At 70.7% G+C, this 18,975-nt stretch carries 21 protein-coding genes and 1 pseudogene; 7 read left to right on the top strand and 15 right to left on the bottom strand.

What is annotated here, in order from left to right; genetic code table 11:
* Positions 1-34: 34 nt before the first annotated feature.
* On the top strand, positions 35-793 hold the full coding sequence (locus tag AB0M63_RS39605) for an SDR family oxidoreductase (RefSeq protein ID WP_366022786.1): 759 nt from the start codon (positions 35-37) through the stop codon (positions 791-793).
* Positions 794-819: 26 nt separating this feature from the next.
* Here the strand turns inward: AB0M63_RS39605 and AB0M63_RS39600 are convergent, their stop codons facing one another.
* Complete coding sequence (locus AB0M63_RS39600) at positions 820-1,578, bottom strand: SDR family oxidoreductase (protein ID WP_366022785.1); 759 nt, start codon at positions 1,576-1,578, stop codon at positions 820-822.
* Positions 1,579-1,683: 105 nt separating this feature from the next.
* Entirely contained in the window at positions 1,684-2,358 is a 675-nt protein-coding gene (locus AB0M63_RS39595; RefSeq protein WP_366022784.1) for a TetR family transcriptional regulator, read from the bottom strand.
* A 100-nt stretch (positions 2,359-2,458) separates the two neighbouring features.
* Here AB0M63_RS39595 and AB0M63_RS39590 point away from each other — a divergent pair, with 100 nt between their 5' ends.
* Entirely contained in the window at positions 2,459-2,884 is a 426-nt protein-coding gene (locus AB0M63_RS39590) for a nitroreductase/quinone reductase family protein (protein WP_366022783.1), read from the top strand.
* Here AB0M63_RS39590 and AB0M63_RS39585 read toward each other — a convergent pair.
* Both AB0M63_RS39585 and AB0M63_RS39580 read right to left on the bottom strand, forming a co-directional pair.
* Positions 2,879-3,235 (bottom strand): DoxX family protein, encoded by a 357-nt coding sequence (locus tag AB0M63_RS39585; RefSeq protein ID WP_366022782.1) that lies wholly within the window; start codon positions 3,233-3,235, stop codon positions 2,879-2,881. The genes AB0M63_RS39590 and AB0M63_RS39585 overlap by 6 nt on opposite strands.
* 118 nt (positions 3,236-3,353) lie before the next feature.
* Positions 3,354-3,575 (bottom strand): hypothetical protein, encoded by a 222-nt coding sequence (locus AB0M63_RS39580; protein ID WP_366022781.1) that lies wholly within the window; start codon positions 3,573-3,575, stop codon positions 3,354-3,356.
* Positions 3,576-3,852: 277 nt separating this feature from the next.
* Between AB0M63_RS39580 and AB0M63_RS39575 the strand changes: the two genes are divergently transcribed.
* Entirely contained in the window at positions 3,853-5,043 is a 1,191-nt protein-coding gene (locus tag AB0M63_RS39575; RefSeq protein WP_366022780.1) for an FAD-dependent oxidoreductase, read from the top strand.
* Positions 5,044-5,052: 9 nt separating this feature from the next.
* The gene (locus AB0M63_RS39570) at positions 5,053-5,991 is read left to right on the top strand and encodes a sigma-70 family RNA polymerase sigma factor (RefSeq protein ID WP_366022779.1); all 939 of its coding nucleotides are present in this window, start codon (positions 5,053-5,055) and stop codon (positions 5,989-5,991) included.
* A gap of 87 nt (positions 5,992-6,078) precedes the next feature.
* Here AB0M63_RS39570 and AB0M63_RS39565 read toward each other — a convergent pair whose 3' ends face one another.
* Positions 6,079-7,218: a glutamate--cysteine ligase gene (locus tag AB0M63_RS39565; protein WP_355913731.1), complete on the bottom strand. Its 1,140-nt coding sequence runs from the start codon at positions 7,216-7,218 to the stop codon at positions 6,079-6,081.
* Positions 7,219-7,457: 239 nt separating this feature from the next.
* On the opposite strand from AB0M63_RS39565, the gene AB0M63_RS39560 reads away from it, so the two are divergent.
* Both AB0M63_RS39560 and AB0M63_RS39555 read left to right on the top strand, forming a co-directional pair.
* Positions 7,458-8,216 (top strand): class I SAM-dependent methyltransferase, encoded by a 759-nt coding sequence (locus tag AB0M63_RS39560; RefSeq protein ID WP_366022778.1) that lies wholly within the window; start codon positions 7,458-7,460, stop codon positions 8,214-8,216.
* 208 nt (positions 8,217-8,424) lie between these two features.
* Positions 8,425-8,538, top strand: a pseudogene (locus tag AB0M63_RS39555) (NAD(P)H-dependent oxidoreductase); the annotation flags it as partial.
* A 20-nt stretch (positions 8,539-8,558) separates the two neighbouring features.
* Here AB0M63_RS39555 and AB0M63_RS39550 read toward each other — a convergent pair.
* The 9 genes from AB0M63_RS39550 to mftA all read right to left on the bottom strand — a co-directional run bounded on the left by AB0M63_RS39550 (position 8,559) and on the right by mftA (position 16,222).
* Positions 8,559-9,302: a hypothetical protein gene (locus AB0M63_RS39550; RefSeq protein WP_355913737.1), complete on the bottom strand. Its 744-nt coding sequence runs from the start codon at positions 9,300-9,302 to the stop codon at positions 8,559-8,561.
* Between the two features lie 65 nt (positions 9,303-9,367).
* On the bottom strand, positions 9,368-9,886 hold the full coding sequence (locus tag AB0M63_RS39545) for a flavin reductase family protein (RefSeq protein WP_366022777.1): 519 nt from the start codon (positions 9,884-9,886) through the stop codon (positions 9,368-9,370).
* 36 nt (positions 9,887-9,922) lie between these two features.
* Positions 9,923-11,104 carry a hydroxylase gene (locus AB0M63_RS39540; protein WP_366022776.1) on the bottom strand — a complete coding sequence of 394 codons (1,182 nt, stop codon included), beginning with the start codon at positions 11,102-11,104 and terminating at the stop codon, positions 9,923-9,925.
* 121 nt (positions 11,105-11,225) lie between these two features.
* Positions 11,226-12,611, bottom strand: a complete 1,386-nt coding sequence (gene mftF / locus AB0M63_RS39535; protein WP_366022775.1) for a mycofactocin biosynthesis glycosyltransferase MftF — start codon at positions 12,609-12,611, stop codon at positions 11,226-11,228.
* Positions 12,608-13,357: a mycofactocin biosynthesis peptidyl-dipeptidase MftE gene (gene mftE / locus AB0M63_RS39530; protein WP_366022774.1), complete on the bottom strand. Its 750-nt coding sequence runs from the start codon at positions 13,355-13,357 to the stop codon at positions 12,608-12,610. Before mftE ends, mftF begins: the two co-directional genes overlap by 4 nt.
* A gap of 2 nt (positions 13,358-13,359) precedes the next feature.
* On the bottom strand, positions 13,360-14,550 hold the full coding sequence (gene mftD, locus AB0M63_RS39525) for a pre-mycofactocin synthase MftD (protein WP_366022773.1): 1,191 nt from the start codon (positions 14,548-14,550) through the stop codon (positions 13,360-13,362).
* 38 nt (positions 14,551-14,588) lie between these two features.
* On the bottom strand, positions 14,589-15,803 hold the full coding sequence (gene mftC, locus AB0M63_RS39520; protein ID WP_355913755.1) for a mycofactocin radical SAM maturase: 1,215 nt from the start codon (positions 15,801-15,803) through the stop codon (positions 14,589-14,591).
* A complete protein-coding gene (mftB, locus tag AB0M63_RS39515) occupies positions 15,800-16,075 on the bottom strand; it encodes a mycofactocin biosynthesis chaperone MftB (protein ID WP_355913759.1) in 276 nt (91 codons plus the stop codon). The genes mftC and mftB overlap by 4 nt, the downstream gene beginning before the upstream one ends.
* Before the next feature lie 9 nt (positions 16,076-16,084).
* Positions 16,085-16,222 carry a mycofactocin precursor MftA gene (gene mftA / locus AB0M63_RS39510; RefSeq protein ID WP_355913762.1) on the bottom strand — a complete coding sequence of 46 codons (138 nt, stop codon included), beginning with the start codon at positions 16,220-16,222 and terminating at the stop codon, positions 16,085-16,087.
* Between the two features lie 123 nt (positions 16,223-16,345).
* On the opposite strand from mftA, the gene mftG reads away from it, so the two are divergent.
* On the top strand, positions 16,346-17,893 hold the full coding sequence (gene mftG, locus AB0M63_RS39505) for a mycofactocin system GMC family oxidoreductase MftG (RefSeq protein WP_366022772.1): 1,548 nt from the start codon (positions 16,346-16,348) through the stop codon (positions 17,891-17,893).
* Between the two features lie 453 nt (positions 17,894-18,346).
* Here mftG and mftR read toward each other — a convergent pair whose 3' ends face one another.
* Entirely contained in the window at positions 18,347-18,970 is a 624-nt protein-coding gene (gene mftR / locus AB0M63_RS39500; protein WP_366022771.1) for a mycofactocin system transcriptional regulator, read from the bottom strand.
* Positions 18,971-18,975: the final 5 nt, after the last annotated feature.

Genomic DNA, 18,975 nt, shown 5'->3' with positions numbered 1-18,975 from the left:
CATTCGGACCACGTCGACGACGGGAGCATCGGTAATGCCGGACCAGGACGAGCACCACGGCAAGGTCGCGTTCATCACCGGAGGCGGGCGCGGGTTCGGCAAGGCGTTCGGCGCCGCGTTGTCGGCGCGGGGCGCGCATGTCGTGCTCGCGGACATCGACGGCGGCGCGGCGCAGGCCGCCGCCGCCGAACTCACCGCCGCGGGCGGCAGCGTGACCGGGGTCGCCTGCGACGTCGCAGACGAGGACGCGGTCGAGTCGGCCATCGGCGAACTGGCCGAACGGCACGGCGGTCTCGACATCCTGGTCAACAACGCGGGCCTGCACGCCGCCTACAACCGGCCGTTCACCGAACTCGGCCTCGCCAACGTGCGACGCGTACTCGACGTGAACGTCATGGGCGTCGTCATCTGCTCCCTCGCGGCGCAGCCGGCCATGCGAGGTCGCGCCGGCGCCAGCATCGTCAACATCTCCTCGTCGGCCGCCTACGCCAACCGCAGCATCTACGGCGTCTCCAAACTCGCCGTACGCGGACTGACCGTGTCCTTCGCGCGCGAGTTCGCCGCGGACGGCATCCGCGTCAACGCGATCGCCCCGGGCCTGATCTTCACGGACACCGTCCGCGCCGAACTGCCGGAGGCCGAGGCGAAGCGGGTTCTGGGCGAGCAGATCCTCCAACAGGAGGGCACGGAAGGGGACATCGTCGAGGCGCTGCTCTATCTGGTCTCGTCGAAGGCGTCGTTCGTCACGGGTGAGACGCTGCGGGTGACGGGCGGCTTCGCGCTCTCGGTCTAGCCGGGCTCGACTTCTGGCCGGACGGGCTACTGGTGCCGGCTGCCCGCCCGTGCGGAGAGGCGTGCGACGAGTCGGCGGGGCAGGACACGGCCCATTCCGACCATGGCCTTGTAGCGGATGTCCGGCACGCTCACCGGTACGCCCCGACGGAAGTCCCGGATCGCGGCGTCGACGAACTGGTCCGCGTCGAGCCACATCGCCGCCGGGATCCCCGAGGTGTCCATGCCCGACCGTTCGTGGAACTCGGTCCGCACCCAACCGGGGCACAGGGCCATCACGTGGGCACCGGTACCGGCCGCCTGTTGGCACGCGCTCTCGCTGAACGTCACCACCCATGCCTTGGACGCGCTGTACGACCCGCGCGGGAAGAACGCCGCGACCGAGGCGACGTTGATGACGCCACCGCGCCCGCGTTCCACCATGCCGGGCAGGGCGGCGCGGGTGAGCCGTAGAACGGCTTCGCAGTGCACGCGCAACATCGCCAGTTCTTCGGAGAGTTCGGTGTCGGTGAAGTCGCCGCGCTGCCCGAACCCCGCGTTGTTCACCACCAAGTCCACACCGTGGGCGGCGCGTTGCTCCGCCTTCGCGAGCCCGACCCCCGTGTTCAGGTCCGCCGGCAGGACCTCCACCTCGATGCCGTGGGTGGTCCGGTACGCGTCGGCGGCCTGTTTGAGACGCTCGGCGTCCCGCGCGAGCAGAACCAGATCGAAGCCGTCCGCGGCGAGCCTCCGCGCGAACGCCGCTCCGATGCCGGCCGTCGCGCCGGTGACCAGGGCTGTGGGCATGACGGCAGCGTACCGGCAGGGGTCGCGAGGACGACGACTGCGGCCGCCGTGGTGGGCGCGGTCCGGAGCGCTGGGCATCCCAACCGCCTTGCTCCCGCAGTCTGTTCAGGCCTCCGCGCCGTATCCGGGCGACCGTACGGCGTAGTCGGCGAAGCCTTGCGCGAGAAGGTCGAAGGCCTGTGTGCCGTACGCGCGGACGTCGGCGGCGAGCCGGTCGGCGGCCTCGTCGGCCAGGACGCGTTGTCGTACGAGGTCGATGAGGGCGCGATGGACGCCCATGAGGGCGTTCGCGGCCACATACGCGGTGACGTCGACGGTCCCGGTCGGTCCGCCGGTCTCGGCGGTGATGCGTGCGGCCAGGGCGGTGGTGGCGTCGGCGACGGCCTGTTGTTCGCGGGCCCGTAGTGCGGGGCTGCCGGCGATCATGCGGTGGACGGTGCGCAGTCGTACGAGTGCCTCGTCGTCCCCGGCCTCGACCTGGGCGAGGAGACCCGAGGACCGGGACAGGAACGTCCGTACGGCGTCCAGGACGGAGACTCCGGCCTGTCGGGAGTCGACGGCCGCGAGGAGCCGCTCCCCGAAGGCTTCGAGCCGGGTGTAGAGCAGGTCTTCCTTGCGCGGGAAGTAGTTGAAGACGGTGGCCTCGGAGACCCCGGCCTCGCGGGCGATCTCGGCGACGCGTACCGCGTCGAACCCCCGGTCGGTGAACATCCGCCAGGCGGTGTCCGCGATCAGTGTCCGCGTCTGCCGCTTCTTCGACTCGCGTAGGCCGGTCGTCACGTCTGCACCTGATTCGTGGGGGCGGGGTTCGATTTTTCTAGGGTGACCCTATATTTAGTGTCACCCTAGAATGATAGCGACGCTTGCCCGAGGAGGCCCCATGACAGCGTCGAGCGCCCCCTATCTGCCCCCGCCGTGGGGAGCACGGGTCATCGGCAACCGGATGGCCAAGCTCTTCGCCCGGTCGGTGCTGAGCACGCTGAGCGTCCGCGGCCGTATCAGCGGGCGCTGGCGGAGTGTGCCGGTGGCCGTCCTCGATCACGAAGGGGAGCGGTATCTCATCGCGCCGCGCGGCAACACCGAGTGGTCCCGCAACCTGCGTGCCGCGAAGAGCGGACGACTGCAACGCAAGGGCAGGGCCGAGGAGTTCGAGGCGGTCGAGGTGCCGGTCGGCGAGCGTCCGCCGCTCATCCACGTCTACCTCGAACAGTTCGGCCGCTTCCCCACCGTCGCGGAGACCTTCCGCCAACTCCCCGACCCCGCCGACCATCCCACGTTCCGCATCGTCGGGTCCCGCAGGTCATGAGGGTCCGTGGTAGGCCAGGCCCAGAGCCAGGGCGGCGATCGCGGTGGCGAGGAACACGATCCCGCCCACTATGTTGCGGGAACCCACCCGCAGGTGGGCGATGATCGCGCCGATGAAGTACAGCACGAGGCCGGAGGCGGCGAGGGTTCCCAGGAGCGGCACGGCGAGCCCGGCCAGCAGCCCCACGGTCCCCGCCGCCAGCAGCGCGCCCAGCACCGGTACCCACTTCCGGGGCAGGCCCTTCATGTCCGCCTGCGTCTTGGGGTATTCGTGGCCGATCAGGTAGGTGACCGCGGCGGCGCCGTTGAAGAGCGCGCCGAGGATGGTGACTGTCACGTAGGCGGCGAACACGTTTTCTCCGTCGTTGTAGGTGGTCGTGCTGCTCGGTGATCCGTTGCGGGATGCCGATCTCCTGGACGACGAACGGGCGGCACGTTTTGTGACATCGGGTTGCTGAGCGCGCGTGGGCCTACACGTGGTCGACGGCGGTGCCGTCGGGATTGCGTCCGAAGGCCGCCGCCGGCACGGTGCGGAGATCCGCCTCGGGCACATCGGCACGTACCTCGGCCAGGACGTGAGGGAAGGCGTCATCGTCGAGGGCACCCAGGTATTCCTGGCGTAGTCGGTAAATGACGTTCGGGACTTCCTCATGGCGCCCGCGCGAGTCGAAGCACAACGTCGGCTCCCGCACAGAGTCCCTCCAGCCGCCGGCGTCCATCGGTCGGAGGCGGTCGGCATCCGCACCCATCCGCGGGAGCGACGGCTCCGAATCAGAAACGAGGGACACGGAGCGGTGCCCTCACCCGTCGCCCGGCTGTGGCTGGGACGCTCCGGTCGGGCGACGAGGGGCGAGTCAGCCGGGGCGAGTCGTTCGTCCAGGTGCGGTGACCCGCATCACACCCGGCTCCTGTCAGCTATCGGGGCGCCGTCTCGTTCAAGGGGCACGCGAACGAGACAGGAGCCACGCCATGAAGCACCGCATCGTCGTACTCGGCGCTGGATATGCCGGGGCCTTCGCCGCCGGAAACCTGGCCCGTCGGCTCTCCCCCGCCGACACCGAGATCACCGTTGTCAACGCCGTGCCCGACTTCGTCGAGCGGATGCGGCTCCACCAGCTCGCGATCGGTCAGGACCTCGCGTTCCACAAGCTCACCGACGTGTTCGCGGGCACCGGCGTGCGGCTGAGGGTGGCGCGGGTCACCGGCGTCGACCCCGAGCGCAGGACCGTCGCCGTGACCGGCGAGGACGGCGACGGCGAGCTCACTTACGACACGCTTCTCTACGCGCTCGGCAGCTCCGTGGCCCACCATGGCGTCCCCGGCGTGGCGGAGTACGCGTTCGATGTGACCGGCCGGTCCTCGGCGCTGCGTCTGCGCGAGCGCCTGGACGGCCTGGGCAAGGGCGGCACCGTGCTGGTCGTCGGTGAGGGGCTGACCGGCATCGAGACCGCCACCGAGTTCGCCGAGTCCCGCCCCGACCTCTCGGTCGTGCTCGCCGCCCGCGGCGAGTTGGGCGCCTGGCTCTCACCGAGGGCCCGCCGTCACCTGCGCCAGGCGTTCGACCGGCTCGGCATCACCGTCCACGAGCACACCGGCATCGAGGCCGTCGAGCCGACACGGGCGATCGCCGCCGACGGTACGTCCGTCCCGGCCGACGTGACGGTGTGGGCGGCCGGGTTCGCCGTGCACCCGATCGCGGCCGCCAGCGGCCTGGAGGTCACCGGGACCGGCCAGATCGTCGTCGACCGCACCATGCGCTCGGTCTCGCACCCGGACGTCTACGCCGCCGGTGACAGCGCCTGCGCGATCGGCGAGAACGGCCGGCCGCTGCCGATGTCCTGCGCTTCGGCCGGCTACACCAACATGCAGGCGACCGCCGCGATCATCGCCCGCCTGACCGGCCGCACGGTACCGACCACCGGGCTGAAATACCACGGCAACCACATCAGCCTCGGGCGACGTGACGCGATCTTCCAGATGGTGGACGGGGACGCCCACCCGAAGTCCTGGTACCTGGGCGGACGGTCCGCCGCGCGGCTCAAGTCGGGCGTGCTCAAGGGCGCCTGGTGGGGCATCGTCCACCCGACCTTCGGCATGCCCAAGCGCAGGCACCGCCTGGCCACCGCGCCTGACCGGGCCGGTGTGAAGGTCGCCGCATAGGCTGCCCGCATGGACAGCGCAGCCATCGATCGGTTCGAGGCCAGCCGGGGCCGGCTGGCCTCCCTCTCGTACCGTCTGCTCGGCTCGGCCGCCGACGCCGAGGACGCCGTACAGGACGCGTTCCTGCGCTGGCAGGCGGCAGACCGGGAACGCATCGAGCTGCCGGAGGCCTGGCTGACCAAGGTCGTCACCAATCTCTGCCTCGACCGGCTCCGCTCGGCGCGGGCGCGCCACGAGCGGGCGGCCGGTGCCTGGCTGCCCGAGCCACTCCTCGAAGGCGACCCGATGCTCGGCCCCGCCGAAACCTTCGAGCAGCGCGAGTCGGTGTCCTTGGCCGTACTGACCCTGATGGAGCGCCTCTCGCCGGTCGAGCGGGCCGTCTACGTCCTGCGTGAGGCCTTTTCGTACCCCCACGCCGAGATCGCCGGGATTCTCGACATCACCGAGTCCGCGAGCCAACAGCATGTCCACCGGGCCCGGATCCGGATCACCGCCGAGCAGCGCGGCGGCGACGAGGTGGACCCCGGGTCCGCGCGCCGGATCGTCGAGGAGTTCCTCGCCGCCGCCATGTCGGGGCGCACCGAACGGCTGGTGGCGCTGCTCACCGACGACGCGACCGCGGTCTCGGACGGCTACGGACTGGCCAGGCGGCTGCTGCGCTACAACACGCGCGAGCGCGTCGCCTCCTACGTGCGGGCCGGCTTCAAACCCACACCGGCGAAGCGGCGGCTGGCCGGCGGCTCTCCCGCGTTCCACATCGCACTGGTCAACGGCTCCCCGGCACTCCTCGCCGTGACCGACGACCGGGTCGTGGGCGCCGTGGCGTTCGCATTCGGCGACGGCAAGGTCGCGTCCCTGCTCGGCATCGCCACCGCGGACCGGCTCGCGCGCCTCAACGAGGCATGGCGGCAGCACGAACCCGACGCACCGGTCATCAACGCGTGGTGACCAGAGGCAAGCATCGGTCCAGCCATGACGGCGTCGTGGTCGCGCGCTCTCCGGGCCACGCCTGCCGACCTCGCGGGACAGCCCGGGTCAGCGGGTGACGGCCTCCGGTGCCCCGGATGCCGTCGAGGTGTCCGCCGGGCCCGTGTCCGAGCCGCGGGTCTCGGCGATCAGCATGTCGGCACATGCCAGCAGACCTCCTTCCCTGGCCGTGCGACGCACGCGCCGAGCGGCGCTGCCTTCCGCCAGGGCCTGGCTGGTCAGCGTGTTGACGGTCTGCCAGTCGCCGTGGGCCTCAAGCTCGGGACGCAGGCGGGACAGAAGCCGGCGGACGACGTGTGCGGCGGGTGCCTTGCGACGGGTCTCGGGATCCACCAGCGTCCCCTCCAGGCCGGATCGCGCGGCGCGCCACGAGGCACCGCGCAGCCATTCGTGGTGGCCGTCGCACTCCACCTCACCGGCCGCACGGCGGCCACGGGCGTCGGTCACCAGGGCGCGGAACAGCCCGGCGATGAGCACGACGGTCTCGACCCGCGGGCAGGCGTCGCAGATGCGCAGTTCCAGCGTGGGCAGATGGTCGGACGGCCGTACGTCGTAATAGATCATCCCCGCGTCGCTGATGATTCCGGCCCGGACGAGGTCGTCGACGGCGGAGTCGTACTCGGCCGCGTCGGCGTAGCAGCCCACCGGACCCGCGGTGGGCCAGCGCTGCCACACCAGCGTGCGCCAGCTCGCGTAGCCGGTGTCGGACCCCTGCCAGAACGGGGAACTCGCGCTCAGCGCCAGCAGCACGGGCAGCCACGGCGAGATCGGGCACATGACGCCCACGGCCGTGTCACGGTCGGGTACGTCCACGTGGATCTGAGCACCGCAGATGAGCTGCTCGTCGGCCACCTGCCGGTACTCCTCGACCATGTGGTGGTAGCGAGCGTCGGCGGTGGGGTGACCGGAGAAGGCGGGCGCCAGTGGTGCGGTGCCCGCGGCAACGACCGCCAGTCCCAGCGAGGAGGCGGCCCTGTCGAGCCGCCGCCTGGTCCGGGAGAGGTCGGCGTACAGGCCGTCCAGCGAGGCATACACCCCGCTGTTCGACTCGACGGTGGACTGGTGGAGTTCGGCGGTGAAGCTCCGCTTGGGAAGCCGTCGCAGCACCTGGTTGGCGCGCGGTACCAGCAGCCCGCTCTCCACCTCCAGGATGTGGAACTCCTCCTCCACTCCCATGCGTACGTTCACGGCACTCCTCAAGCTCTTGCCCGGCCTCCGCGCGCCGTGGGAAGAGGCGCCTTCGGCGGGCGGACGCGACAGCTGTGCTGACGATCCCCAAGTGCCCAGGGCGGCGATCGCTAAGCGTCCACCAGTGCGCGTCTGAAGCAGACATCTCACAAATGAGCGGGAATGCCAAGGTGCCGCCGGTGGAACTGGTCGGTCCGTGGTCCGCAGGGCCCTGCTGTTTGCCGGAACGGCAATTTTTCGTGCGGATCGGCGCAGGTCTGAGCACCATCGACAACACGCCCGAGCGGGGCGGCGGGCACAGCACCATGAGCAGCGGGAGGCATCCGGTGTCAGGACACCACGAACACGGCCGAAGCGGCGAGCACGATGAGCGGGCCATCGCCGCGATGTTCGAGCCGACGGGTTGGGACGAGCGGTACGCGGGGCAGAAGCGGTTCTGGAGCGGCGAGCCCAATCCGCAGCTCGTCGCCACCGCCGGCGAACTGGCCCCTGGCACCGCGCTGGACGTCGGTTGCGGCGAGGGAGGCGACGTGGTCTGGCTCGCCGGGCAGGGGTGGCGCGTGACCGGCGCGGACTTCTCCGCCGAGGGCCTGGCCCGTGCCGCCCGCCACACCGCCGAGGCCGGCGTGGCCGACCGTGTCGGCTGGTGGCAGGTGGACGCCAGGACCTTCGATGCCCGCGACCGCTCGTACGACTTGGTCACCAGCCACTATCTGCACGCCCCGGACGGCGGCATGGTCGACGTGACCCGCCGCCTCGCCGCGGCCGTCGCCCCCGGCGGGTCACTCCTGGTGGTCGGGCATGCGCCGTCCCACGAGTTCACGCTCCTCTCCGAGAGCCGCCGCAAGGCGATGTTCCTGGCCGCGGAGCTCCTCCCCGGCCTGCCGGACGACTTCGAGCCCGTCGTAGTGGAGCAGCGCACCCGCACACTCAACCGGGACACCGGGCCGGTCGAGGCCGAGGACTCGGTCCTGCTGGCCCGCCGCGCGCAGCGCTGAACACCGGTCGCTGGCGGAGTTGCGGGAGGACTGGCTCCGGCCTGTTGGCCCGGTACGGCGACCTCCGGCCCCGCTGTGGATCGGCTCCACGAGGCCGCGGTTCTCCATGCGCGTCAACGGGTGCGAGACACGGCTGTTCTCCCGAGTCGAACGACTCGGAGAGCTCGCCGACACGGTGCGCGCTCACGGCAGCGCCGACGACGAGCTGTTCGACGGGTATGTATACCTCACCCCGGAGTACAACCACTCGTTCCCCGGCGCACTCAAGAACGCCCTGGACTACATCTACCGGGAGTGGATCAGGTCGCCACGGTCCGCCGGCCGACGATCGACCAAGACCGCCTACGCGCTCGCCAGTTCAGCGGATTCCGAAGCCGCCCCGGCGGCCTCCTCCTCTTCGGACTTCACCGCGCGCAACAGCACGATCGGTGTGGCGATCTTCCAGATGAAGTACACCACCGTGGGAAGGACGTTCGCGAGGAGTCCGTTCCAGGCGAACGGGCCGGTCTTGGTGAGGAAGACGAAGGCGCCGGGGATGAGCAGAACTCCGAGTACCAGGTTGAGATAGCCGAACCAGCGCGGGAACACCGGCTTGGCCCGGTTGTCGACGAGGGCCGCGTATCCGATCGACCAGACCTGGAGGACGAATATGCAGGCGTTGCCGACGAGCATGAGCCAGTAGATGTCCGACATCGCGTAGAGCACGTCGGGTGAGTGGCTTTCCGGGCGGTAGGCCGCGGCGGCGAGTATCGCGATCGGGAAGAAGAAGCCGATCGGGGCGACGACACCGGTGAGGAGCTGGATCATGGAGAGCAGACCCCAGCCGCCCTCGATACGGCGCATCTGCATGCTGGTCACGACGACGAAGGGGTACTCGAAGGGGACCACCAGGACCATGATCGCGGCACAGGCGAGAATGCCGGTCTGGTGGTCGGTGAGGAATTTCACGACGCCTTGTGCATCCGTCGTCGGGTCCATCGGCGTAATGAGGTGGCCGATGGAGAAAGCTACGGCGAAGCCCAGCAGCAGTACGAATCCGCACCATGCGGAGACGCGTTCCAATCTGAAGTGCAGGTCTTGTCGCATCGACGGATCTCCTTTGATCTCGCGGCTCATTGTTCGCTCGTTCAACAGCCCGTCAACCAGCCCGTTCACCAGCCGACGAGCCGGTCCAGCAGCAGCGTCGCGCTCGACAGGTAGTCGCCGTATCCACCGCGGAAGAAGAGCAGTGGGGTCTTCATCGACTCGACGCGGAGCGTGCGGACCCGTCCTACGACCAGTTCGTGGTCGCCGAGTTCGACGATCTTCTCGACCGTGCAGTCGACCCACGCGACGATTCCGTCGAGGACGGGATTGCCGAGCGGGGATTCCTGCCAGTCGTTGCCCTCGAAGCGGTTCGGGCCGCCGGCCATCTGTCGGGAAAGGCGTTCCTGGTTGCCCGCGAGCGCGTTGGCGCAGAAACGTCCGGCCGCCCGGATCGTCCGCAGGGTGTTGGAGGAACCGTCCACCAGGAAGGACACCAGGGGCGGTTCCAGGGACACGGACATGAAGGTTCCGACGATCATTCCCCGGGGTTGCCGGTCCTCGTCCGTGGTGGTGATGGCGACCACGCTGGTGGGGAAGTGCCCCAGCACCTCACGGAATTGGCGCGCCTCGACCGCGTCCGTCACGGCCCCTCCTTGTTCTCGCACGTTCTTGACGCCCTGTCAGATCAGCACGCGCATCGCTTCGGGCAGTTCAAGTCCCATCTGCGCCAGGGCGTTGGCGTGATACGCGGACCCGGGGACATGGATCATGTGCTGGAGCCCCACGTGCGCGTCCCGCCAGAACCGCTGCATCGGGTTGTCGCGCCGGATCGCGTTCCCGCCGGACCGTACGAAGATCTCGTCCAGGGCGGAGACGGCACGCCAGGCGCAACGGACCTGGTTGCGGCGGACGTTGGACCGGTCCTCGACGGAGATGGGCTGCCCGGCCTCGACCTGGTCGTACAACCGGCTGATTCCGTCGATCAGTTGGACCCGTGAGGCGGCGATCTCCGCCGCGGCCTCTCCGGCGGCGTACAACACATAGGGGTCGTCGCGTACTTGGACTCCGGTCACGGCGACACGGTCGCGCTGCTGGGACAGGTGGAGGGCGAGCGCGCCCTCGCAGATGCCGATGACGGCGGCGGTGATCCCGAGGGGGAACATGGAGCTGAAGGGCAACTTGTAGAGGGTGTCGGTGAGTCCGACCGCCTCGGCGGCGGTGCCCTCCTGGACCACTTCCTGCTTGATGGTGCGGTAGGTGGGGATGAACGCCTTGTCGACGACGACGTCCTTGCTGCCGGTGCCCGCGAGGCCGATCACGTCCCAGGTACCGTCGATGATCTCGTAGTCCGAGCGCGGCAGTACGACATGGAGTACGGAGATCGGGCCGGCCGGCTTGCCCTTGCCGTCGCCGACGAGCGCGCCGAGGAAGTCCCAGTCGCAGTGGTCGCTGCCGGAGGAGAAGGGCCAGCGTCCGCTGAGGACGTATCCGCCGTCCACGGGGTCGGCGATGCCGTTCGGCATGTAGGGCGAGGCGATCCAGGAGTCCGGGTTCTCGTCCCACACCTCGTGGGCGAGCCGGGGGTCCAACTGGGCCAGTTCCCAAGGGTGTACACCGACGACACCGCACACCCACCCGGCGGCCCCGTCGTGCCGTGCGACGGCCATCACCGCCTCCGCGAAGTCCCGGGGGTGGGCGCTGTAGCCGCCGAACTCCTTCGGCTGGAGGAGTCGGATCACGCCGGCCGAGCGGAGCAGTTCGACGGTGCGGTCGCTCAACTTGCCGAGTTTCTCGTTCTCTTCGGCGAGTGCGGCCAGTTCGGGCCCGAGTTCCTCGACACGGTTGACCACTTCGTGCGTCACGCCGCACACCTCCTGCTGACCGGTATCGCGCAAGTGCCGCGGACGCGCGGCGGGATGGTCTCAGTGTCTTTTCCCGGACCGGACGTCCGCTGGCCGCTTTCCGCTGACCGGGACTTGAGGATCAGCGGGTGATGCGAGGTCGCAGGGCCGTGGTGGAGCGGCCTTTGAGTGCGGACAGCCATACGCCGGCGCCGTAGGCGACGTCGTCGAGGCGGCGCGCGACGCCGTAGCGGATCGGGTCGAGGTGGGCCCGGTCGCGGCGGTACTCAAGGGCGATGTCGGCCAGCGCGGCCACCGCGGCGGCCCTGCGTATCCGGCGGGACGCCACACAGCCGACGACCGTGAGGGGCCACCAATGCCGGTTCAACAGCGCCGAGGTCTGGGCTACGGCCGCCAGGGCCCCGTTGGCCGTGAGTTGCGCGGCGAGGCGGTGGGGGTGTCGGGTGCCGTCGAGTTTGCGGCCGATTCTGAAGGTGACACCCACGAGGACGGCTCCAACAGCGGGTGCCGACCAGCGGCGTTGGGCGAGCAGGGCGGTGACGAGTGCGGCGCTCCAGGGGGCGAACACGGCCGGGGCGATGAAGCGCGGGTGGCGTTCGGCGAGGGGATGCGCGCCGGTGCCGTAGACGGCCTTGCGCAGCAGCCAGTCGCCGGCCCGTGTGCGGTGTTCGTGTGCCGCCTCGGCCACCGGCTCGTAGCGCACCCGTCGGCCCTGTTCGATCAGGCGCCAGCACAGGTCGACGTCCTCGCCGACCCGCATTCGCTCGTCGAAGCCCTCCTTCAGCGCGTCCACCCTGGCCACGACGCAGGCTGTCGAGGCCCAGGAGACGGGGCTGCCGGGTCGTACTCCAGCGGGGTGGGCGCCCAGGTCGAGGGAGGAGCGGGCGTTCTCGTAGCGTTCGATCCAGGTCGGGGCGGCGGAGGGCAGGCCGGTGATGCGCGGTACGGCCATGGCGACGGCGGGGTCGGCGAAGTGTCTCAGGAGAGTGGGCACGGTGTCCGGGTCCGGCACGATGTCGGAGTCGGCGAACACGACGAAGGGCGTTGCCACGAGCCGGAGTCCGGCGTTGCGGGCGCCCGCCGGGCCGACGTTCGTCGTCAAGGTGACCAGCGTGGCCCCGTGTTCGGCGGCGACGGCGGCGACGGCCTTCGGGTGCCGTGACGCGTCGTCGACCACGATCACGGGGTGGTCGGCGCCAACACTGCCGAGCAGACGGGCGAGTTGGCGTGGCCGGTCGCGGACCGGCACGACGACCGTGTACCGGGGATCGGCGGGCAGGGGCAGCGAGCCTACGACCGGATTGGCCATGCCTAGGTCGAGCAGCCGGTCCGCGAGCAGTGCGCTCGCCGCGTCCCGGACACGCAACGTCCGCCCGGTGAGCAGCCGTTGGGCCCTCGCGGTCAGCCGGATGAGCCGGGTCGGGAAGCCGCCGACGAGGGCCCGGCCGCCGTCCACGACCCGGGTGTGGCGGTCGAGTTCGACCAGGAAGCCGACAGGCAGCGTCATGGCCGTACGACCTGCCGGGCCAACCGCCCGGGGACCGGCTCGGCGAGGCGGCCCCGGTCGTCCACGGTCCAGGCGGTGATCCGGCGGACGGCGGCGGCCACCATCGCGTCCGTCGCCCGGCGGCCCTCGGCCGCCGTGGCGCCGGTCGGGTCGCCGAGGACGCCTGAGGGTGAGACCGCGCGGACGCCGTGGGCCATCAGTTCCGGGAGGAGCGCGGCCAGCGGTCGGGTGTCACCGGCGACAGCGGCCTCCAACTTCACCCGGTCCGGGGCGAGATGGAGCATCACCGAGGTCTCGGTGCGGCCGGCGTGCGCGTCGCCGCCGGGGACGGCGCAGGCGGTCCAGGCCACGTCGTGGCCTTCGGAGCGGAGCAGGCGGAGGGCGGTGTCGAGGGGCGCGGTGTTGCCGCCGTGGCCGTTGACGAGGACGATCCGCCGGGCCCACAGGGACAGCGAGCGTACGGCCTCCACCAGTACGGTGCGCAGCGCTTCCTGGCCGATGGAGACCGTTCCGGGGAAGTCCGCGTGCTCGCCGCTCGCGCCGTAGGGAAGGGTCGGCGCAACGAGCGCCGTGGGGACGGAAGTTGCGGCTCGTCGCGCGATGGCGTCGGCGATGAAGCTGTCCGTGTCGAGCGGCAGATGCGGGCCGTGCTGTTCGGTGGACCCGATCGGCAGGAGAACGAGGGCGTCGGACGGCACGGACGGCCAGGCGGTGTGGGCGAGTTGGGGCGCCGGGTCCCGGAGCATGGTCAGGCGGCCGGGGCTTCGCGGCCCAGGACGAGGGGGAAGCCCGGGGGGATCACCAGGTCGTCCGGCGACAACTCGTGGACGGAGGAGTGCCCGAGGCCCAGCACCGCCGAGTCGAGGCCGCCACGGAGGATGTCCAGGACGTTCTCGACGCCGGCCTGTCCGTTCGCCGCCAGGCCCCAGAGATAGGCGCGGCCTATCAGGACGGCGCGGGCGCCGAGGGCGAGGGCCTTGGCCACGTCGCCGCCCCGGCGGACTCCGCCGTCCAGGAGGACTTCGATCTGGTCGCCGACCGCGTCCGCTATCGCGGGGAGTACCCGGATGGTGGCGGGGGTGGTGTCGAGGTTGTTGCCTCCGTGGTTGGAGACGGACAGGGCGGAGACACCGGCGTCGACGGCCCGCTTGGCGTCGTCGACGCGGGTGACTCCCTTGAGCAGGAAGGGCCCGCCCCACTCCTTGCGCAGCCAGGCCACGTCCTCCCAAGTCGGAGGCGTGGTCTGCATCCACTCGCCGTAGGCGCCGAAGAAGGTGGGGGCCTCCCCGCCCGGGGGCCGCAGGTTGGGCACCGAAAGGTCGGGCAGGCGACGGGACTTGGCGAAGCGGAGCAGCCAGCCGGGGTGGGGCAGCACGTCGGGCGCGAACTTCAGCATGGTCTTCAGGTCGAGCTTGTCCGGGATGGACGGGCTCCCCCAGTCCCTGCCGTGGGAGAAGGACCAGTCGAGGGTGACGATGAGCGCCTTGGCACCGGCCTCCCTGGCCCGGTCCATGCGCTGCACCATCGTCGCCCGTGTGCCGCTCCAGTAGAGCTGGTAGAAGAGGTCCGGCTGAGCGGCGGCGACTTCTTCAACGGGCTTGCTGGCAAAGGAACTCAGGCCCATGAGGACGCCCCGGCTCGCCGCGGCCCGGGCCACGGCGACCTCGCCCTCGGGGTCCACGGCCTGCACTCCGGTCGGTGAGATCAGCACCGGCAGGGAGGTGGGCACCCCGAGCACGGTCGTGGACAGATCACGCTCAGCGTGGTGGCCCACGACCCTTGGCGCAAAGCCCAGTTGGGCGAACGCCGCCGTGTTGTCGTCGATCGTACGGCCGCGCTCCGAGCCCGCGACGAGCGCGCCGTAGACCGTGCTCGGCAGCCGTTTCTTCGCCCGGCGCTGTGCTTCGGCGACCGTCTCGAACCAGGGGTTCCTGCCCATGTGCCGCGTCCCTTCGGTTGAGCTGTTGAGCTGCTGTGCTACGGCCGGCTGAGGCGCAGGCCGGCCAGGGGGTCCTCGGCGCAGTCGCCGACCGGGGGCCGCTCCAGGTCCCGGCGCCGGGTCAGGACAAGGTCGACAGGGCGTCGCCGGGAGTGGTCGGCGGACGGCTTGGGGAGATCGGCTCCGTCCCTTGCGCGCTGGGCGAGTTGCTGTTCGCCGTAGCCCTGCACGCACTCGGGGTCGGGGCCGTCCAACGGTAGTCCGGTGAAGAACTTGGCGGCCATGCAGCCGCCCTTGCAGGTGTCGTAGAACGCGCAGGACGCGCAGGCTCCGCCGTGCTGCGGGGTGCGCAGGCGCCCGAACAGTTCCGAGCCGCGCCACACCTGTGTGAAGCCGCCGGGCGTGCGGACGTTCCCGGCGAGGAACTCGTCGTGGATGGCGAACGGGCAGGCGTAGACGTCGCCGACCGGGTCGATCAGGCAGACGACGCGTCCGGCGCCGCACAGGTTGAGGCCGGGGAGCGCCTCGCCGTAGGCGGAGAGATGGAAGAAGGAGTCGCCGGTGAGCACGTTGTCGCCGTGGGCCAACAGCCAGTCGTACAGCTCGCGTTGCTGGGCGGCGGTCGGGTGGAGGTCGTCCCAGACGTCGGCGCCGCGGCCGGAGGGGCGCAGGCGGGTCAGACGGAGTTGGGCACCGTAGTGGTCGGCTAGGGCCTTGAACTCGTCGAGTTGGGGGATGTTGTGGCGGGTGCAGACCACGGACAGCTTGAAGTTGCGCATGTCGGCGGCGGCGAGGTTCTCCATCGCGCGCAGTGCGGTCGCGTACGAACCGGCGCCGCGTACCGCGTCGTTGACGTCCGCGGTCGCGCCGTCGAGGGAGATCTGGACGTCCACGTAGTCGTTGGCGGCGAGGCGGCGGGCGGCTTCGGGGGTGATGCGGACGCCGTTGGTGGAGAACTTCACGCCGACGTGGTGGGCGGTGGCGTAGTCGAGGAGTTCCCAGAAGTCGGCGCGGACGGTGGGCTCTCCGCCGCCGATGTTGACGTAGAAGACCTGCATGGCCTCCAACTCGTCGATGACCGCCTTGGCTTCGGCGGTGCTCAGCTCGCGCGGGTCGCGTCGGCCGGAGCTGGAGAGGCAGTGGGTGCAGGCCAGGTTGCAGGCGTAGGTCAGTTCCCAGGTGAGGCAGATCGGCGCGTCGAGCCCGGACTCGAAGAGATCGACCAGCCGGGTCGGGTCGGCGGTGGCGGTCATGGGGTCCTTCCGACGAGCATCGACGACTCGGTGAGGGCTGCCAAGGCCCTTCCGTAGCGCGGTAGTTCGGCCTCCTCGACACCGGCCGCCAGACAGGCGGCGCGGGCCGTGGGGGCGTCCGTGAGGGACTCGACGACGGCCAGGAGTCTGCGGTCCTTGAGGAACGTCAGCCTGCGGGTGCCGAAGTGGTAGAGAAGCGCGCCGAACGGTTCCGGTCGCACCGAGACCTGGGGGTGCAGACCGAGGGCGCGGTCAAGGGTCGGCGCGGTCATGCGCGCGGCTTAGTAGACACCGCACATGCCGTCGATGGAGATCTCCTCGATGAGGTCGTCGGCCTCGATCAACTGCCCTTCCGTGACGGGTTCTTCGGCCTGGTTCTCGTTGGCCGGGACGGTCGGTGCGGACCGGAGTTCGTTCATGCGACTCTCCCTGGGCATCTGGGCGGCTGCGCGGTCGACAGTAATGGCACCCGGTGCCGAAAGTGAAGAGGGAGACACCATGATTCTTTCGACCGGTCGGTCTATAGCTGCGTCGGGGCCCGGTTGAGCCGCCCGGACGTCATCGTCGTGGGCGCGGGCGGCAGCGGCGCACCGCTGGCCGCGCGGCTGAGCGAGGACTCCGGGCGGAGTGTGCTGCTGCTGGAGGCGGGGCCTGTACCGCGCCAACTCGCCCTCTTCGGACGAGGGTTGCTGGACGCGCGACTCGTTCCGGGTGCGCAGCCCGGGCATCCCGCCGTCCAGCCGTACGCCGTCCACCTCACGCCACGGCGGCCCTATACGGTCGTACGGGGGCGCCTGCTCGGCGGGTCGACGACCGTCAACGGCGGGTACTTCGTGCGCGCCCGGCGGGAGGACTTCGAGCGCTGGTCGGCGGTGGGAGGTGCCGCCTGGTCGTACGAGCGGGTGCTTCCGCTGCTGCGGTCGATGGAGTCCGATCTCGACCACGGCGCCGACGAGACGCACGGCTCCGGGGGTCCCGTGCCGGTCCGGAGCACCGGCCTGCGGCACCCCGCCGCCGCGGCATTCCGGTCGGCGGCACGGGAGTTGGGGTTCCCCGAGGAGGCCGACAAGAACGCCCAGGGTACGCCCGGGTTCGGGCCCGTACCGTCCAACGCGCTGGACGGGACACGGGTCAACACCGGTATCGGCTATCTCCTGAAGGCACTCGACCGCCCCAACCTCCGGGTAGTGGGCGGGAGTTCGGTCCAAAGGGTCGTCGTCGAACACGGGCGCGCGACCGGCGTCGTCGTCGAGCGCGACGGTCGTCGTACGACCATGGAGTGCGGCGAAGTCGTGCTGTGCGCCGGGGCGTTCGGGTCCGCCCACCTGTTGCACCTGTCGGGCATCGGACCGCCCGACGAGCTGGAGCGCCTCGGCATTCCGGTCACCGTGGACTCCGCTGCCGTAGGAGCCAGGTTCGGCGACCATCCGCAGCTGGTTCTGGAATGGCGGCCGCGACGACCGCTGCCCGAACCCGCCGGCTCCTGGCTCGGCGGATGCCTCCACCTGTCCTCGTCGGACGGCGAGTACCCGGGCGGCGATCTGGAGATCCTGCAGTCGCTGGTCCCCATGGCAGGCCTGGTCGGCGCAACGGTGACCGTGCCCGGCGCGCCCCTGGCGTTCCTGGCGTCCGTGCAGTCACCCCGGCTCAGCGGGCGCCTGCGCACACGTTCCGCCGACGCGGCCACTCCCCCGCGTCTCGACTACGGCTATCTGGAGACCGTCGAGGACCGGCGACGCCTGCGTGAAGTCGCCCGCACCACGGCCGAGTTGGTGGCGACGGACGCGTTCGCGGAGGTGTCCCGCGGGCTGGTGGAGCCGGGGCCGAAGGTCCTGGCGGACGACCGACTGCTCGACCGCTGGATCGAGACGCACCTCGGTACCTCGCACCACACCTGCGGCACGGTTCCGATGGGTCCCGCCGACGCTGCCGGGTCAGCCGTGGACCACTACGGGCGGGTACACGGTGTCGTCGGGCTACGGGTCGCGGACACATCGATCCTGCCGAGTCCGCCGCTGCGGGGGCCGGCGGCCACTGCTGTGCTCGTCGGGGAGCTCGTCGCCGATGCGATGCGGCGCGACGTGCCGTAGAGGTTGCGGGCGCGGGGTCACAGTCCGGCCGGTTCCTCGAAGCCGACCGCGAGCTGCCGTAGGGCCAGGGCCGACGCGCCGCCCGGCCGGGGAACTGTGTGCCGAGGCACCGCTACGAGGCGTAGCGCACGGGCGAGTCGGCCCGCAGCGTCGCGCCCCTCAGGATCAGCGGCATATCGGCGAACTCGCCGCCGACACCCATGCGACACCCCCTGCCCGGAAGGGGGCACGAGGTCGGAGCCCGGCCAGGCCCCCGAAGCCGACCCCAAGTTGACGTAGACCCAGGACCAACACGCCACCCGGCCCGCCGCACTCCGCGACCAGGCACCCCCACGAGGCACAGCACACGGCCGCATCAGCCCACAGCGACGCGACCCCCAAGACCAGCACCACAACAGCGAACTCGCCACCAAACACCCAAACGACACCCCCTGCCCAGAAAGAGTCCCGGAGTCAGAGCCCAGCCGGGCCCTCGAAGCCGGCCGCCAGTTGCCGTAGACCCAGGTCCAACAGCCCCCCAAGGCTGGCCTGTTCGTCCGTCAGCCAGTGGTCGTACGCGGCGATGCACGCGGCCAGGACCGTGTGGCCGATCAGGGCGGGCAGCAGGTCCGAGGTTGGCCGGCCGGTGCGGCTCGCGGCGAACTTCGTGACGAGGGAGCGCCACGAGGCGTAGCGGACGGTCGAGTCGGCCTGGAGGGTCGGGACCTTCAGGATGAGTGCCATGCGCTGGCGGTGCCAGGGCACGGCCGCCGGGTCGAAGCGGTTGAACTCGACGACCGCGCCGCGCAGTGCGTCCATCATCGGGGCGGCCGGATCGGCGGCCGTCAACAGGCCGTCGAGCTTGACCAGTTCGGCTTCGAAGTCGCCCCACACCAGGTCGTTCTTGGAGGCGAAGTAGCGGAAGAAGGTGCGGCGGCCGATGCCCGCCGCGGCGGCGATGTCGTCGACGGTCGTCCGGTCGAAGCCCTGCCGTGCGAACAGCTCGAAGCCCACCCGCTCCAGTGCGGCCCGCGAGGTCGCGGGCGGCCGGCCCGTCCTGGTCTGCCGCTGTTCGTGCTCACCCTGCTCACCGTCCACAGCGG

This window comes from Streptomyces sp. NPDC051576 (assembly GCF_040681835.1).
Classification (GTDB): domain Bacteria; phylum Actinomycetota; class Actinomycetes; order Streptomycetales; family Streptomycetaceae; genus Streptomyces.
The sequence above is the reverse complement of the archived record's forward strand: the minus strand, read 5'-3'. Positions and strand labels throughout refer to the sequence as shown.